This window comes from Brevundimonas sp. UBA2503 (assembly GCF_002341485.1).
GTDB classification, from domain to species: domain Bacteria; phylum Pseudomonadota; class Alphaproteobacteria; order Caulobacterales; family Caulobacteraceae; genus Brevundimonas; species Brevundimonas halotolerans.
The window spans coordinates 1-15319 of sequence record NZ_DDOD01000013.1; the positions used below are offsets into that span (position 1 = coordinate 1).

19 protein-coding genes are annotated in these 15319 nt (G+C 68.8%); 9 read left to right on the forward strand and 10 right to left on the reverse strand.

Translation table 11 applies throughout. The annotated features are described in order from the left end of the window. Window positions 1-10: 10 nt before the first annotated feature. The 4 genes from B4K74_RS06645 to B4K74_RS06660 all read right to left on the reverse strand — a co-directional run bounded on the left by B4K74_RS06645 (window position 11) and on the right by B4K74_RS06660 (window position 2935). Complete coding sequence (locus B4K74_RS06645; RefSeq protein WP_286692277.1) at window positions 11-784, reverse strand: transglutaminase-like domain-containing protein; 774 nt, start codon at window positions 782-784, stop codon at window positions 11-13. 85 nt (window positions 785-869) lie between these two features. Continuing rightward, window positions 870-1427 (reverse strand): HNH endonuclease, encoded by a 558-nt coding sequence (locus B4K74_RS06650; RefSeq protein ID WP_286692347.1) that lies wholly within the window; start codon window positions 1425-1427, stop codon window positions 870-872. A gap of 204 nt (window positions 1428-1631) precedes the next feature. Next, window positions 1632-2288: a trimeric intracellular cation channel family protein gene (locus B4K74_RS06655; protein ID WP_123287895.1), complete on the reverse strand. Its 657-nt coding sequence runs from the start codon at window positions 2286-2288 to the stop codon at window positions 1632-1634. Beyond that, a complete protein-coding gene (locus B4K74_RS06660) occupies window positions 2285-2935 on the reverse strand; it encodes a DNA-3-methyladenine glycosylase family protein (RefSeq protein WP_286692278.1) in 651 nt (216 codons plus the stop codon). The genes B4K74_RS06655 and B4K74_RS06660 overlap by 4 nt, the downstream gene beginning before the upstream one ends. A 127-nt stretch (window positions 2936-3062) precedes the next feature. Between B4K74_RS06660 and gluQRS the strand changes: the two genes are divergently transcribed. The 4 genes from gluQRS (at window position 3063) to B4K74_RS06680 (ending at window position 6248) form a co-directional block, all read left to right on the forward strand. Beyond that, complete coding sequence (gene gluQRS / locus B4K74_RS06665; RefSeq protein WP_286692279.1) at window positions 3063-3914, forward strand: tRNA glutamyl-Q(34) synthetase GluQRS; 852 nt, start codon at window positions 3063-3065, stop codon at window positions 3912-3914. A gap of 12 nt (window positions 3915-3926) precedes the next feature. Beyond that, window positions 3927-5081, forward strand: a complete 1155-nt coding sequence (locus B4K74_RS06670) for a serine hydrolase domain-containing protein (RefSeq protein WP_286692280.1) — start codon at window positions 3927-3929, stop codon at window positions 5079-5081. A gap of 9 nt (window positions 5082-5090) precedes the next feature. Next, on the forward strand, window positions 5091-5852 hold the full coding sequence (locus tag B4K74_RS06675) for an extensin family protein (protein WP_286692281.1): 762 nt from the start codon (window positions 5091-5093) through the stop codon (window positions 5850-5852). Window positions 5853-6044: 192 nt separating this feature from the next. After that, window positions 6045-6248, forward strand: coding sequence for a cold-shock protein (locus tag B4K74_RS06680; protein ID WP_123287890.1), 204 nt, complete (start codon window positions 6045-6047; stop codon window positions 6246-6248). A gap of 57 nt (window positions 6249-6305) precedes the next feature. On the opposite strand, the gene B4K74_RS06685 is transcribed toward B4K74_RS06680, so the two are convergent. After that, complete coding sequence (locus B4K74_RS06685) at window positions 6306-7262, reverse strand: DMT family transporter (RefSeq protein ID WP_286692282.1); 957 nt, start codon at window positions 7260-7262, stop codon at window positions 6306-6308. 50 nt (window positions 7263-7312) lie between these two features. Here B4K74_RS06685 and B4K74_RS06690 point away from each other — a divergent pair, with 50 nt between their 5' ends. Both B4K74_RS06690 and B4K74_RS06695 read left to right on the forward strand, forming a co-directional pair. Next, window positions 7313-8341: a UbiA family prenyltransferase gene (locus B4K74_RS06690; protein ID WP_286692283.1), complete on the forward strand. Its 1029-nt coding sequence runs from the start codon at window positions 7313-7315 to the stop codon at window positions 8339-8341. Window positions 8342-8366: 25 nt separating this feature from the next. Then, window positions 8367-9221 (forward strand): DUF3298 and DUF4163 domain-containing protein, encoded by an 855-nt coding sequence (locus B4K74_RS06695; protein ID WP_286692284.1) that lies wholly within the window; start codon window positions 8367-8369, stop codon window positions 9219-9221. Window positions 9222-9230: 9 nt separating this feature from the next. On the opposite strand, the gene B4K74_RS06700 is transcribed toward B4K74_RS06695, so the two are convergent. Genes B4K74_RS06700 through B4K74_RS06710 form a run of 3 tightly spaced genes read right to left on the reverse strand, consistent with a single transcriptional unit; the run spans window position 9231 to window position 10773 of the window. Next, window positions 9231-10166 (reverse strand): alpha/beta fold hydrolase, encoded by a 936-nt coding sequence (locus B4K74_RS06700; protein ID WP_286692285.1) that lies wholly within the window; start codon window positions 10164-10166, stop codon window positions 9231-9233. A gap of 29 nt (window positions 10167-10195) precedes the next feature. Then, window positions 10196-10393 carry a helix-turn-helix transcriptional regulator gene (locus tag B4K74_RS06705; protein ID WP_123287885.1) on the reverse strand — a complete coding sequence of 66 codons (198 nt, stop codon included), beginning with the start codon at window positions 10391-10393 and terminating at the stop codon, window positions 10196-10198. Then, complete coding sequence (locus tag B4K74_RS06710; RefSeq protein ID WP_286692286.1) at window positions 10393-10773, reverse strand: hypothetical protein; 381 nt, start codon at window positions 10771-10773, stop codon at window positions 10393-10395. Before B4K74_RS06710 ends, B4K74_RS06705 begins: the two co-directional genes overlap by 1 nt. A gap of 134 nt (window positions 10774-10907) precedes the next feature. Here B4K74_RS06710 and B4K74_RS06715 point away from each other — a divergent pair, with 134 nt between their 5' ends. The 3 genes from B4K74_RS06715 to B4K74_RS06725 all read left to right on the forward strand — a co-directional run bounded on the left by B4K74_RS06715 (window position 10908) and on the right by B4K74_RS06725 (window position 13293). Next, window positions 10908-11900 (forward strand): fatty acid desaturase family protein, encoded by a 993-nt coding sequence (locus B4K74_RS06715; RefSeq protein ID WP_286692287.1) that lies wholly within the window; start codon window positions 10908-10910, stop codon window positions 11898-11900. 67 nt (window positions 11901-11967) lie between these two features. Beyond that, the gene (locus B4K74_RS06720) at window positions 11968-12357 is read left to right on the forward strand and encodes a hypothetical protein (RefSeq protein ID WP_286692288.1); all 390 of its coding nucleotides are present in this window, start codon (window positions 11968-11970) and stop codon (window positions 12355-12357) included. An 84-nt stretch (window positions 12358-12441) separates the two neighbouring features. Further along, window positions 12442-13293 (forward strand): KPN_02809 family neutral zinc metallopeptidase, encoded by an 852-nt coding sequence (locus tag B4K74_RS06725; RefSeq protein WP_286692289.1) that lies wholly within the window; start codon window positions 12442-12444, stop codon window positions 13291-13293. A gap of 6 nt (window positions 13294-13299) precedes the next feature. Here B4K74_RS06725 and B4K74_RS06730 read toward each other — a convergent pair whose 3' ends face one another. After that, a complete protein-coding gene (locus B4K74_RS06730; protein ID WP_286692290.1) occupies window positions 13300-14256 on the reverse strand; it encodes an aspartyl protease family protein in 957 nt (318 codons plus the stop codon). Between the two features lie 43 nt (window positions 14257-14299). Further along, window positions 14300-15313, reverse strand: a complete 1014-nt coding sequence (locus B4K74_RS06735) for a protein-L-isoaspartate O-methyltransferase family protein (RefSeq protein WP_286692291.1) — start codon at window positions 15311-15313, stop codon at window positions 14300-14302. Window positions 15314-15319: the final 6 nt, after the last annotated feature.

Below are 15319 nucleotides of genomic sequence, written 5' to 3' on the forward strand. Positions count from 1 at the left end.
AGTCCAGAACCTAGACCCGCTCAACGATGACGGACTGTTTGAGCATCTGGCACGGGCCGTTGGTCGACAGGAAGGCGATGTCGACGGCGTCACGACCGCTGGCGATCCGCACCAGACCCTCGACGGGGGCGAGGCCCGTCGGGTCGACGAGCCACCAGCCGCCCGACAGATAGACCTCGAACACCGCATGGAAGTCGGGCGGGTCAAGGTCGAGGGCATAGGCGCTGACGGCGCGCGCCGGAATGCCGGAGGCCCGGCACATGGCCATGCCCAGATGGGTGAAGTCGCGACATACCCCGGCCCGGTCGAGGAAGGTGTCGGCCGCCGTCGTCTGGGGCGTGGAGACGCCGTGGGTATAGGCGATATTGGCCTTGATCCAGTCGAGGATCGCCAGCACCTGGGCCCCGCCCGCCTCGGACCACTGATTGCCGACAAACCGCTCAAAGCCATCCGAGGGGCAATAGCGACTGGGCCACAGATAGGTCAGGGTTTCGCCTGGCAGCTCGGTCCAGCTGTGCTGATGCGCCGTCGGCGGCAGACGCTTGAGGGTGCCGTTGTCGATCACGGCCTCGTACATCAGGCAGACATCGCCGGACAGGCAGGCGCGCAGGGTGCGGGAGCCATAATCCGGCGTGGTGTGGGCGACCAGCTCGACGCCCGGGGGGCCTTCCAGCCGCTCTTCCAGAATGGTCTGACCCGGCCAGCGGGCGGCCTGGATCAGATAGATGGCATCCGTCGGCGCCTCGAAGCGGTAGGTCAGTTCGGAACGTATGCGCAGCTTCATGAAGGGGTCCGACAGGGGCCGCCCGAATGGGCCGCCGGTCCGCGCTCACTAAGGCAAAGCACGCGTCCGCAACAGACCGTGGCCGCTATGGTTCCAGCTCGATGTCCCAGTAGAGGTAGTCGAGCCAGCTGTTGTGCAGATAGTCGGGCGGGAAGCGCCGACCGGCGTCCTGAAGCTGCCACGCATTCGGGCGCCGGGGCGCGTGGCGGATCGGCATGGCTGCCTGGGCCGGTGTGCGGCCGCCCTTTCGGAGGTTACAGGGCGGGCAGGCGGCGACGATATTCTCCCAGGTCGTGCGACCGCCGTGGGAGCGGGGCACCACATGGTCAAAGGTCAGTTCCCCCGCATGGCCGCAGTACTGGCAGGTAAAGCCGTCACGCAGGAAGACATTGAAGCGGGTGAAGGCGGGCGAACGGTCCTGATCGATATAGGTCTTCAGCGACACCACACTGGGCAGCTGGAACTCCATCGACGGGCTGCGGACCACTTTGTCATAGACGGAGACCACATCGACGCGGTCCTGCCAGACGGCCTTGACCACATCCTGCCAGGGCCAGATCGACAGCGGGTAATAGGACAGAGGCCGGAAGTCGGCGTTCAGCACCAGGGCCGGCCAGCCGGAGGGGGTGCGCGGCGCCGTCATGCGGCCGGGCTGGACCTCAGCCAGGGCGGCACCGGAAAGAGCAGTCAGGGAGCGGGACATCATCCCCCTCCGTTCCGCACGGAATATGCATAAGCGACCGGACTGAAGACGACTTCCTCCACGCTGATGAGGAAAGCTTATCGTCGATTCGACACGACCGCCATGACGAAGACATGTCGGTTCCGTGAAGTCGCGGGCGGGGCCTTAGGGGGCGCGGACCCGGGCCGGGAAGGACGGCAGGCTCCAGCCCCAGGCGAGGGCCCCGGCGCGCAGGGCAAACCCCAGCGGCATGGCCAGCAGGGCCGCGGCGACATTGCCGAGCCCCAGCAGCTTGAACGCGACATAGGCGACCGCCGCAAGAATGGCCGCGGTGACCGTGATCTCCCGCCGCAGCAGGATCGACGGCTGGCCCGCGAGAAGATCCCGGACGATACCTCCGAAACAGGCGGTGACCGTGCCCATGACGATGCAGATCAGGGGGCTGGCGCCCAGCGCCTCGGCCTTGGCGGCGCCCATCACGCCATAGGCGGCGAGCCCGATGGCATCCAGCCACAGCAGGGCGCGGAAGCGCCACTCGGGCCGGCCGATCACCCAGACGCCCAACGCCGCCAGCAGGCAGACCGCGATATATTTCCAGTCGATCACCCAGAAGACCGGTACATCCAGCATGACATCGCGCAGGGTGCCGCCGCCGACCCCGGTGATGGCGGCAAAGAAGCCGAGGGTGACCAGATCATGCTTTTCCCGCGCCGCGGCCAGCGCCCCCGTCGCGGCGAACACGGCCACCCCGGCATAGTCCAGCAGATAGAGGTTCGGCAGGAGCGGTTCGCTGAGGGTCTGAAGGATCGGGGCTTCAATCATCGGGCGTCCTCCAGCGAAATCTCACCGCGCTTGACTGCACCATACCAGCTCCACAGCAGATGCGCCGCCACCGAACGGTGCGGACGCCAGACCTCGGCCCGCGCATAGGCCTGTTTCTGGGTGGGCCGTATCTCGATTCCATCGGCCCAACGCATGGCTTCCTGTAAGGCAACGTCGCCGCCCGGGAAGACATCGGTGCGGCCCTCGCAGAACATCAGGAAGGTCTCGGCGGTCCACAGGCCGACGCCCTTGATGGCGGTCAGGGCGGCGATGGCCTCGGCGTCGTCCAGCTGTTCCAGATGGTCGAAGTCAATGCGGCCTTCGGTATGGGCGCGGGCGATCTCGTGGCCATAGCGGGCCTTTTGTCCGGACAGGCCAAAGGCGCGGAGTTCGTCGGTCGAGTGGGCCAGCACCGATTGGGGCGTGATCTCACCAAGCCTCTCACCCACGCGGCGCCAGATGGAGGCGGCGGCGGCCACCGACACCTGTTGCTCGACGATCATGCGGAACAGGCCTTCGAAGCCACCGGTGCGCAGGCGCCATTCGAAGGGCGGCACGGCATCGACCACGCGCACCAGCATCGGGTCGGCGGCGACCAGCGCCCGCCTGGCGGTCAGGATGTGGTCGGCGGTGGGGGCGGTCGGCATGCTTGGCCTTGGTCGACAGGGTCCGGACCGCATTCTAGGGTCGGCCCATGCCCAGTCTGGCCGAAGTTAGCCCTGTTATCACCCCTGAATCCGGCCATGGGAGCCGGAATCCGCGAGCGGGACAGGCATGACGCTGGTCACGCGCTTTGCCCCCTCGCCCACCGGCCTGCTGCACATGGGCCATGCCTTTTCGGCGCTGACGGCGTGGACGGCGGCACGTACGGCCGGGGGCCGGTTCCTGCTGCGGATCGAGGACACGGATTTCACCCGCTGCCGGTCCGACTACACCGAGGCCGTCTTCGAGGATCTGGCCTGGCTGGGTCTGGACTGGGAGACGCCGGTTCGCCACCAGTCGGAGCACAGGGCGGATTATGATCGGGCGCTGGAGACGCTACGCGATCAGGGGCTGCTATACCGCTGTTTCCGCACACGGAAGGAGCGGCTGGCGCTGGCGGGGGTCGCGCCGCACGCCGACGATCCGACAGACCCGGCGGCCTTTACCGGGGGGCCCCACGTCCCTGACGAGGAGGCGCGACGGCTGGAGGCGGGAGAGGCCTTTGCCTGGCGGCTGTCGCTGGACCGGGCCCGGGCGCAGCTGGGCGACCTGTCGCGGCTGGGCTGGACCGAAGAGGGCGTCGAGCCCGGCGCCCACAGCGCCCGGCCCGAGGCGCTGGGCGATATGGTCATGGGGCGAAAGGACATCGGCGCGGGCTATGTGATTGCCTCGGTCATCGACGATGCGGCGCAGGGGATCACCCATGTGATCCGGGGCGAGGACCTGATCCCCATGACGTCGATCCAGCGTGTCCTTCAGGCCCTGTTGCAGTTGCCGACGCCGATATACCGTCATCATCCGCTGTTACTGGACGAGAACGGCAAGCGGTTTGCCAAGCGGGACGGGGCCGTGACCCTGGCCCAGATCCGGGCGGGTGGCACCTTGCCCGCCGACCTCAGGGTCCGACTGGGCTTCCCCGACTGATCGGAGATAAAGATGATCCTCGACCGACGCATGATCCTGACCGCCATGGCCGCAACACCGGCCGTCGGTCTGTCGGCACCGGCGACGGCGCGAACGCCGGATGAGGTGCTGCAGGCGGCGCTGGACCGGGTGTTCGAGGCGGCCGCGCCGGTCGGGCTGGGGGCGACCCTGATCTCGCGCGAGGGTGTCGTGGCCGCGGGCGTGCGCGGTCTGCGCCAGAAGGAGGGCAGCGAGCCGGTCCGGATCACCGACGCCTGGCATCTGGGGTCGAACACCAAGGCCATGACCGCCGCCGTCTTCGCCCGTCTGGTCGAACAGGGGCGCGCCGCCTGGGACCTGAAGATCGTCGAGGCCCTGCCCGGCAATCACCACACGGCCTGGGCGGAGACCCGGGTGATCGACTTCATACACCACCGGGCAGGCCTGAAGGACGTGGATGTCATGGGACAGGCGTGGCTGATGACCGCGCGGGCGGATCCCGCCAGCCTGCCCGAACAGCGCCGGGCCATCGCCGACAAGGCGCTGTCGGTGCCGCCGGACGGTACGCCGGGCGAGTTCGAGTACGGCAATGCCAACTATGTGCTGGTCGGTGCGGTGATCGAGGCGATTACGGGCAAGGACTGGGAAACGGTCATGCGCGAGCAGGTCTTCGCCCCGCTTGAGCTCGCCTCCGCGGGCTTTGGCCCGCCACCCGAACCCGCGCCGTGGGGGCATCGCGAATACGCCGGCCAGGACCTGTCTCTGCCGCCGTCACACCCCGGTGCCGACAATCCGCAGGCGCTCGGCCCGGCGGGCACCGTCCATATGACGATGAGCGACTATGCCCGGTTCCTGTCGGTGTTCCTGAACGACGGCAGCGATCTGCTGACGCCGGCCTCGGTCGAGGTGCTGACCACGCCAGTGACGACCTCGCCGCCGCCCTATGCCTGCGGCTGGATCGTGCTGGAGCAGCCCTGGGCGGGGAAAGACAGCGAGGGGCCCGGACCGGTCCTGGCCCACGACGGCTCCAATACGGCCTGGTATGCCACCGCCGTGGTTGCCCCCGCCAAGGGGCTTGCCCTGATTGTCGTCAGCAATGACGGCACCGCCGGCGCCCGGGCCTGCCCCATGCTGGTCGAGGCGACGATCCGGGGACTTCTGGTCGCCGAAGCCGGCGGGGTCGTCTAGTAGGACTGCATGAAGCGCGATCTGGCCGACTTCTGGAACCTGTTGTGGGAGGCGGCGCTGGGCCTGTGCGCCGCCTTTGCCATGCTGAACGTCTTTGCTCCGCCGCAGGATCTGCCGTGGAAGCCGCTGGATCTGAACCGCCCGATCGGTCAGGCGACGGCGGCCAAGGTCGATGATTTCGAGATTTCGCGGGTCGCCGCGCCCGAGGAGATCCGGGGCGTGACCGAGGCCTGTATGCAGGTGCTGCGCGACGCCGGGGTCGAGGTTGAGCGCGCGGCGGACCGGGATGATGGCGGCTTCTGTGTGGTCAAGGGTGCGGTGCGGATCACCGGCGGCGACGTCACGCCGCTGGCCCCCGGCGGGCTGGTGATGCAGTGCCCGCTGGCGGTGCGCTATGTGATCTGGGACCGGCAGGTGCTGCGCCCAGCTGCGCGTGAGATCTTCGGCAGCGAGGTGGCCAGCGTGCAGAACTATGGCTCCTATTCCTGTCGCCGCATCTACGGCAAGGACGACGTCAACGCCCGCCCCAGCGAGCACGCCCGGGCCAATGCACTGGATGTCTCGGCCATCCGGCTGGAGGACGGTCGGGTGGTCAGCATCGCCTCGGACTGGCGCGGGACCGGGCCCGCCGGGCCCGACGCCCGCCCCTTCCTGAAGCGTCTGCGCGATGGAGCCTGCCGCGTGTTCTCGACGGTTCTGACGCCCGATTACAACGAGGCGCACCGCGACCACCTGCATCTGGACGGGGCGCCCCGGGGCCTGTGTGCCTGACCGGCTCCCCTGTCGGGCGAATCAATTCCGGTTGACCAAAAGCCCCTGACGCGAGACAACGCTTTCGCAGCCCGGATTTGCGCGGTGTCCAAAGCCGCGGGTCGCTCCTTCGCCTGAACGAGCTTTATCCAGACGGGTTGACGGGCTCCCAACAGGGGGTCCGCCTGGAAAGCGCGTTTACGGAGACGCATTATGGCGACCGGTACGGTCAAATGGTTCAACCCCACCAAGGGGTACGGTTTCATCCAGCCTGATGGCGGCGGCAGCGACGTGTTCGTTCACGTCACCGCAGTTCAACAAGCCGGCCTGACGGGCCTGGATGACAATGCCAAGGTCGAATACGAGCTGGAATCCCAGCGCGGCAAGACCTCGGCGGTTGGCCTCAAGCTCCTCTAGGAGCGACTGAGGTTACAGACCTTTGCGGGCGCGGACTCTTCGGGGTCCGCGCCCGTTTCAATTCCGGGGACCGTCCGCAGTCTGCACCGGCACCATGACGGGACCGGCGGGCGGGACGAGGCGGCTGGCGCGCTGGGCCAGGACGACGCCGATCAGCACCAGCACGCCGCCGATGGCCTGCACCGGCGTCAGGGCCTCGGCGAAGATCCACCAGCCCAGCAGGGCCGCGACCACCGGCTGGATCAGAATGGTGACGGCGGTGACCGAGGCCGGCAGCCGCCCCAGCGCCCAGGCGACGCCGCCCTGCCCCACCACATGCATCAGGCCCAGACCGGCGCAGGCCATCCAGCCGCCCGGACCCGCGGGAATGATGTCCTCGCCCAGCGCCAGGGCGATGACGAGCAACAGGGGCGTGCCGACCAGCGTCGCCCAGAACGTCACCCTGAGCGCGCCGGCGGTGCGCCGCGCGGCCTTTACCGCGAGGAAATAGGCGGCGTACCAGACGGCCACCGACAGGGAGAACAGGTCGCCGAGCAGGGGGTTGGTGCCCTGCCCGCCGTCGGCCCCGGCGGCCATGGCGAAGGCGCCGGCGACGGCCAGCGCGAGCGCCAGAACGAAGCTGCGGCCCGGGCGCTGTTTCCAGACGATCCAGGCGAACAGGGTCACGACCACGGGGGTGAGGTTGCAGAGGACCGTCGCATTGGCGACCGAGGTCATGACGATGCCGTAGTGCCAAAAGGCCAGGTCCAGCACGAAGAACAGCCCGGCCAGCAGCATCCAGCGCGACGGGGGGCCCAGCCCCCGACCCTCTCCGCTTCTCTGCGTCGCGGTCAGCAGGGTCAACAGGGGCAGGGCGAACAGGAACCGCCAGAAGCCCGCCGCCGCCGGGCCTGTCTCGGTCAGCCGCACGAGGATGGGGGCCAGCCCCAGCACCATGGCCGCCAGCACCAGCACCGCCAGCGGAAAGACCGCATGGCGGGTGAGGGCGACGACAGGAGCCGGGGCGCGGATCATGGCGCCCTCTATCCCTTCTCATCGGGGCCGGGAAGGCGCTATCAGGGGGGATGACCGCTCCGCTTCCCGACGCCGGCCAGAACTGGGTCGACCGCCATGCGCCCGAGGGGCTGAAGCCATGGCTGAAGCTGGGCCGGTTCGACCGGCCGGTCGGCATCTGGCTGCTGCTGCTGCCGGGCTGGCAGGGGATCATGCTGGCGGTCGCGTCGCTGGAGCCGGATGCACCGGCGTTAGCGCTCGCGTGGCTGGTGATCGCCTTTGCCATCGGCGCCTGTCTGATGCGGGCAGCGGGCTGTGCCTTCAACGACATCGTCGACCGCGACATCGACGCGAAGGTGGCGCGCACGGCGGCACGGCCGGTCGCCTCGGGCCAGATATCGGTGAAAGGAGCGTGGGCGTTTGTGATCGGTTGCGGCCTGATCAGCCTGCTGATCCTGCTGACCTTGAACCTGACGGCGGTGCTGCTGGGCGTGGCGTCGCTGGCGCTGGTGGCGGCCTATCCCTTCATGAAGCGCATCACCTGGTGGCCCCAGGCCTGGCTGGGCCTGACCTTCAACTGGGGGGCGCTGATGGGGTTTGCAGCGGCGACGGGGGGTTATGGCCTCGGACTGTGGTGGTTCGAGCACCAGTCCGACACGACCTTGCTCTCAATCTATAACGCGCACAGCGATTGGGTACTGGCTCACGGAACCCTCACTTCGGCCGCCCTCCTCCTCTACTTCAGCGGGGTGTTCTGGACGCTGGGCTATGACACCATCTACGCCCTGCAGGACATCGAGGACGATGCGCTGGCGGGGGTGAAGTCCTCGGCGCGGCGGCTGGGCGGAAAGGTGCGCGACGGCGTGGCCTTCTTCTATCTGCTGGCGGCGATCCTTTCAGCGGGCGCGGCGGCGGTGGGCGGGTTGTCGCCGCTGTTCTGGGTCGGCTGGCTGGCCTTTTGCGCGCACCTGGTCTGGCAGGTGCGCAATGTCCGGGCCGACGATCCGCAAGGGGCGCTGACGCTATTCAAGTCCAACCGCGAGGCCGGTGTGCTGTTGTTGATCGCGCTGGGCCTTGGGGCGGTCCCGATCGGGGGCTAGACTGGGGCGAACCCAGGAGTTTTCCATGCGTCCCTCCCCGACCCAGACCCTCCGACTGTCGCTGATCCTGCTGGCGATGCCGCTGGCGCTGGCCGCCTGTAACCGCGACGGCGACGAGGCCGCCCCAGCCGAGGTGGCGACCGAAGCCGACACGCCCGCGCAGGAGACCCCGGCGGCCTCGCCGTCGAATCTGAGCTTTGCCGACAAGACCGAGCACGCCACCGTCTCGCTGACCCTGCCCGAGGGGATCAAGGCAGAGCCCGACCTGCATGCCCGGACCTATGCCGAAGAGGTCCGCAACCTTCGCCAGTTCGAGGAGGGGGCGCTGGCCGCCCGCACCGAGGCCGAGGGCGATGAGGGCATGCCGCCGTTTGAAAAGACGGTCACGGTCACGGTCGCCGGCCAGACCGACCGCCTGTTCAGCCTGCGCCGCGAGGCCTTTGACTATTCCGGTGGGGCCCACCCCAATACCCTGACGACGGGCATTGTCTGGGACCGGTCGCTGAAGCGCGTGATCGGGGCGCCGGAGCTGTTCCGGAAAGGGGCGGACCTGACGGCGCTGGACCAGGCCCTGTGCACCGCCGTCAATGCCGCCCGCCGCGCGCGGGTGCCGGATGCCCGGACCCTGACGCTGGAGGGGCGCGATGGCTGGGCCTGTCCCCGGGCGGGCGAGACGCCCTTTGTGCTGGCGCCGGGGGATCAGGCGGGCAAGGCCGGGGGGCTGATCTTTCTGATCGGGCCCTATCAGGTCGGGCCGGGCGTCGAGGGCGGCTATGAGATCGCCATCCCGCAGACTGCCTTCAAGAGCACGATCGCCACGGCCTATGCCGGAGAGTTCGCGGGCCAGCCGCGGCGGACGGGGGACGTCACGCCGCGCTGACGCACCTGACTATTCCGCGAGGAAGCGGTCGACGATCTCGCTGAACCGCTCCGGCTGGTCGGCCATGATGAAGTGGCGGCTGTCATCGACCCGGATCAGCTCCACGCCCGGAAGGGTGGTATATTCGCGCTGCCACAGGGCGTCGGCCATGGCGGGCGACGCGCCGCCGTTGGCATCCGCCGCATAGACGGCCCAGACCGGGGTGGTCATGGCGGGCAGTGCGGGGCGGAGGTCGGTCAGCATCACCTCCTTGATCGCGGTCGCCAGCGCCTGACGGTCCGAGGCCATGCCCCATTCGACCATGGCGACGCGCGTGGCGGGGTCGTTGACATAGCCGGCGGCGCCCTGGGTCTGGTTGGCACGGAAGGTGGCGTCGTCGGCGGCGAGGGTTCCGGCGGCGGCCTGTTCCGCAAACGGGCGGGCCGTGTCGACCGTGACCTGCGGGCCGAACAGAGCCGAGAAGAAGGGCAGGCTGTCGACGCTCATCACCTTGCCGACGAGGGCGGGATATTGCTGGGCCAGCATCAGGGCGCTCATCCCGCCCATGGAGTGGCCGATGACGGCGGGGTCCCGCAGGCCTGCCTCATCGATATAGCGGGCCAGGTCGTCGATCACCGGCTGGACGAACGGGCCGTCGCCGTGGACCCAGGGCTCGCCGGCAAAGCCGGCCAGCTGCACCATGTGGACGCGGTGGGTGGTGGACAGGCGCTCGGCCTCGGCCCGCCAGACCTCCCGCGAGGAGGCATAGCCTGGGATGAAGATGACGTCGGGGCCTGAGCCCAGCACCTCGACCGACAGCCGGTCCGAGGTGAAGGTCGGCGCGCTCTGGGCCAGGGCCGGACGCGTCACAATCAGGCTGAGGATGCCGCCGGCCAGCAGCAGGGCCGAGGCGAGGAACAGGGCGCGCAGAACCGAGCGCCCCAGGAAGGGACGAAGATGCAACATGGGAAATGTCCTTGGATTGGGCCTGACGATCAGGCGTGCGGATTTTCGAAGATGTCTTCTACCGGGCGGTCAAACACCACGGCGATGCGATAGGCGAGGTCGAGTGAGGGGTCATGCTTTTCGGTCTCGAGCGCATTGACCGCCTGACGCGAGACCCCCAGTTCCTGGCCCAGCTGTTCCTGGGTCCAGCCGCGCTCGACGCGCAGCAGTTTGAGGCGGTTCTTCATCAGCGGCTGCTCCGGATGAACACCGGCATGAAGCCCATCAGCGCCCAGAAGACGACATAGACCCACCAGCCCTCGATGTGCGGCGCCTCGGCGAACTTCTCGGCGAAGCCCCAGAAGACGCTGAGGGCGAAGGTCATGCCGGCGGCGAGGATGAAGCGCTTGGCGGTGACGCCGGCGACGAATTCGTCGCTGTCGCGGATGAAGACCAGCGTCGCCCAGATCTGCCCCGCGACGGGCGCCGCGACCGCCGCCGCCAGGACCCAGCCGCTGACGCCGCCGATGGTGTCCAGCGCGCCACCCACGGCCAGCACCAGGGCGACGACATAGCCCAGCATGAAGAATACGGTTCGAAAGGTGTAGGCCTTGGCTGCAGATGTCATGTCACGTCCTCCTGACTGAATGTAAGGAGGACCTTACACCGCTCTCGTGTCATGTCAACCTGACTTTTCGTCAGGATCGCCTGACTAGGCTCACGCCTTTTGTCCGTTGTCGAAAAGGACGGTAGACTGGGGCCATGCCCGCTGCTCCGCGCATTGCTCCGCAACAGTTGTTCGCGCCCGAGGACTGGGCGCCGTTCCAGTCGCGCAGTGCCGTGGCCGGGCCGCTGCTGGTGCTGCATTGCTGGGGTGTGATTGCGCTGGCGGTGGCGCTGGGGATCTGGATCCCCTGGCTGATCCCGCTCAGCGTCATGATCATCGGCACGCGCCAGCTGGGGCTGGCCATATTGATGCATGAGGCGGCGCATGGCGGGCTGTCGCGCAATTTAAGGCTCAACGATTTTCTCGGGCATTGGCTTTGCGCCGTGCCGGTCGGGGCGTCGCTCAACAACTATCGCCCCTATCATCTGTCGCACCACCGCTTTGCCCAGCAGACCGAGGACCCGGACCTGATCCTGTCGGCCCCCTTCCCCGTCAGCCCCGCCTCGCTGCGGCGCAAGCTGATCCGCGACCTGACCGGCCAGACCTTTTTCAAGCAGAGGGTGCTGCTGCCGCTGGCGGCCCGCGCTGAAGCAGCGGGGCTCCGCGAGCCGAGCGTTAGCGCAACAAACAGGGCGACCGACGATCATGCCTATGAGGCGATTGTCACCGGCCGGTCGGTCCTGCCGTTCCTGCTGTTCAACCTGGCGCTGCTGGCGGGGTTCGCGGCGGCGGGCGTCTGGTGGGCCTGGTTCGCCCTGTGGCTGCTGCCGATGGCGACCTGGTTTCCGATGGTCACCCGTATCCGCAACATCGCCGAACACGCCTGTGTCGAGGACTCGGCCGAGGATGCGTTTCGGGCCGCCCGCACGACCCGGGCCAACTGGCTGGAGCGCGCCTTCATCGCCCCCTACTGGGTCAATTTCCACGCCGAACACCACCTGTTCATGCACGTGCCCTGCTGGAAGCTGCCCGCCCTGCACCGCGCCGTCCACGCCCGGCCCGAGGGCGAGCGGATGGAGGTGGCAGGGGGCTATGCCGAGGTGCTGAGGGCGGCGAGCTCAAAAGCAGACGTGGCGAGTCTTCGCTGAGGCTCCCGCAGCCCCCCGGATAAGGCCCCGCTTGGCCCGCTCCGCCACCCGCCCTATCTTTCCCCCTATGACCCGCCCCCTGATCCTGTCCGGTCTTGTCGCTGGCCTGGCCCTGGCCGGAGCCACGGCGGCGGAGGCGCAGAGCCTGCCGCCGCCCTATGTTGCACCGCCGCCGCGTGCGGGCGCCCTGCCGCCGCCGGGAGGCTATGCGGCCGAGCGGCATTGCTATGAGATCGATCGTCAGCGGGCCGGGGCCGACCTGCGTCAGGCCGAGGCCGAGCGGGGCCGGGCCGAGGCCGCGCGCGTGCTCGCCGATCTGGAACGCCAGCGGCAGACCCCGGCGCTGACACCGCCCGTGGCCGGGCCTCCTGGCACACCGGCCAGCGCCCGCGCCCGCCGCGAGGAGGTCGAGGCGCGCACCGGCGGGATCGACCGCTGGCTGGACGGCGACGACTGAGGCTTTCGGCCCCTTCTCACGCATCCCTTTCGCCCGACCGGCGTTCGCCGTTAAGCTGGTTTCGGGACATCGAGGGAGGGCATCATGCGCTGGAGAGGCGGACAACGCGGCGGCGGCGGAATTCAGGACCGTCGGGGCATGGGCGCGGGCGGCATCGCCGGGGGCGGGCTGGGCGTCATGGTGCTGGCGGCCATCGGCTATCTGGTCTTTGGCATCTCGCCCGAAACCACGGCCCAGCTGGCGACCCAGTTGGGCGTGGCAGGCAGTCAGGCCGAGGGTGAGCGCGGCACGCCCGAGGATGATGCGGGCCTGTTCGTCGATGTGATCGGCGGCAATGTGAATGCCGTCTGGTCGGACCTGCTGATGGGCTACCGCGCGCCGACCGTGGTCCTGTACGAGGTCGGGACTGGCACGGGCTGCGGCTATGGTCAGGCGGCCATGGGGCCGTTCTATTGTCCGGCAGACCAGACCGTCTATCTGGACCTGGGCTTCTGGCAGCAGATGCAGACCCAGCTGGGCGCCTCGGGCGCGGACTTCGCCAAGGCCTATGTGATCGCCCATGAGTTCGGCCACCACATCCAGACCCTGACGGGGGCCTCCGGCGATGTGCGGCGGGCGCAGGCGCAGGCCACCAGCCAGGCCGAGGCCAACCGCTTTTCCGTGGCGCTGGAGCTGCAGGCCGACTGCTATGCCGGGGTCTGGGCGGCCAATGCCGCGCGCCTGTCGGGCGGCGAGGTGGCGCTGCGGCCCGGTGATCTGGAAGAGGGGCTGAAGACGGCCGCCGCCATCGGCGACGATGCCCTGCAGCAACGCGGAGGGGGTCGCGTTTCGCCCGACAGCTTTACCCATGGATCGTCGGAGCAGCGGGTCGAATGGCTGACGCGCGGCTATGAGACCGGCGACCCGGCGGCCTGTGACACCTTCCGGGGGTATTAGACGGGACTACGACACCACCGTGAGATCCAGCTGGACGGAGCGGTACAGGGCGCCGCCGCCGATATCGAGCAGCAGGCCCTGATCACGGAAGGCGGCCATGCCGAGCAGGGCCGCCGGGACGCCCGGCATACCAACCGCGCCATAGACCGGCACATCGACCTCGCGGAAGGTGCGGCCCACGGCCCGCAGCCGCGCGATCGTCAGGATGTCAGCGGTGATCTGTCCGCCCAGCACCAGACTTTCGCCGGTCCCGGCCGGGCGCCCGTCGAGGATGCCGGCAGCCTCGGCGGCGGGCTGGCTGAGGCTGAGGATGGACGAGGCCCCGGTGTCGACCACGGCGTCCAGCGTATGGCCCTCGACCTCGACCGGGGTGACCAGGGCGGTGCCGCGCCGACGCACGGCCACCCGGCTCCAGCGCGCGTCGTGGACGACGGCCTGACGGTCCATCAGCCGCATGCGGCGCTCGACCAGATCGACCTCAAGCGCCAGCAGTTTCAGCAGGTCCTGCCCCAGGATCAGCGGGGCGGACAGGCCCTCCTCGTCCGCCAGCGGGCCGAGATCGAGGATGGCGCAGCGCAGGCCGCTGAGGGACAGGCCGTCCATCGCCATGTCCAGCCGCACGCCCTTGCCCATTTGGGGCCGGCCGCCGACGCCGTAGGCCACCAGCGGAATGTCGAACAGTGGCCGCGGGCCCAGCTCGGCCTCGATGGCGGTATGAAAACCCCGGTCGATCACCGAATACTGCGCACCGCTGTCGATCAAGGCATTGACCGTCTGTCCGGCGATGCGGACCGGGATCGTCGGGCTGAGCACCCGGGCGGCAAAGTCGATCCAGGGCGTGATCGTGCCCTGGGTGAAGGCCAGACCCGGCGCGCTCCACAGAACATTCTCCTTCAGCCACCAGCCGCCCCCAAGGGCGCCGGCGACCACACCTGTCCGGATCAGGAGGCTGCGACGGTTCATGCCAGCCTGTTTGGCCTGAACGCGCCCCTGTGACCAGAGACGATCAGCCGCCCGAGGATGCGCCCTGGGGTCGCGGACGGTTCTGCATGGCGCCGGTCATGGGGATGAAGAACACCCCGACGTCGCGGCGCGACCGGACGCGGCCATCGGCGTCCTTGGTATAGACATACAGCACCTGACCCCGGCGGAAGGGCTGGCCGATCGGGATGATCAGCTTGCCGCCGGGCTTGAGCTGGCGGAACAGCTCGGGCGGGGCGTACTGGGCGACGCAGGTCAGCATGATGGTGTCAAACCCGTCCTCGACCTCGGGCCAGCCGAAATAGCCGTCGCCAACACGGGCGTGGACGTTGTCATAGCCCAGCGGCTTGAAGATCTTGCTGACCGCATGGCCGACCGGCTGGATGATCTCGATGGTGTAGGAGTCGCGCACGATCCGCGACAGCAGCGACGACTGAAAGCCCGAGCCGGTGCCGATTTCCAGCGTCACATCGGTGGGCTTGGGCTCGGCGAGCTGGGTCATATAGGCCTGGCCCAGATAGTCGCTGAGCACCGAGCCATGGCCGATGGCCCAGGGCTTGGGATTGGCCTCATAGGCCTGATAGGCCGTCGAATCCTGCGCGGCATAGGCGTAGTGATAGAAGTCGCGTGGCACGCTCTCGAAGGCCTGGACCACGCGGGGATCGGCCGCGCCGAACTTGCCGTCCAGATAGGATTTGATGCGCTGGAGGGCGGCGGGTTTGCGCGACTGGATGGCGTCGAACTGGGCGCGGCTGAGGCTGCTGGGGCGCTCGGAGGCGGCCATGGCGGCGACGAAGGCCTCATAGGTCCAGGGCTGAGCCGGCATGCGGACGGTTTCGGAGACGGCGCTGTCGGTCGCTTCGGGAGCCGCTGCGGCGGTCGGGGCGTCGGTCGAGGGCGCAGGCGTGTCGCCGCCGGTGCGGGTCGGGTTGAGCCGGGCCTGAAGCCGCTCGCGCGTGGCCTCGTCACAGGCCGCGAGGGTCGAGGCTCCGGCCAGGGCCGCGCCTCCGGCGATCAGGCGTCTACGGTCGATCGTCATGGCGGG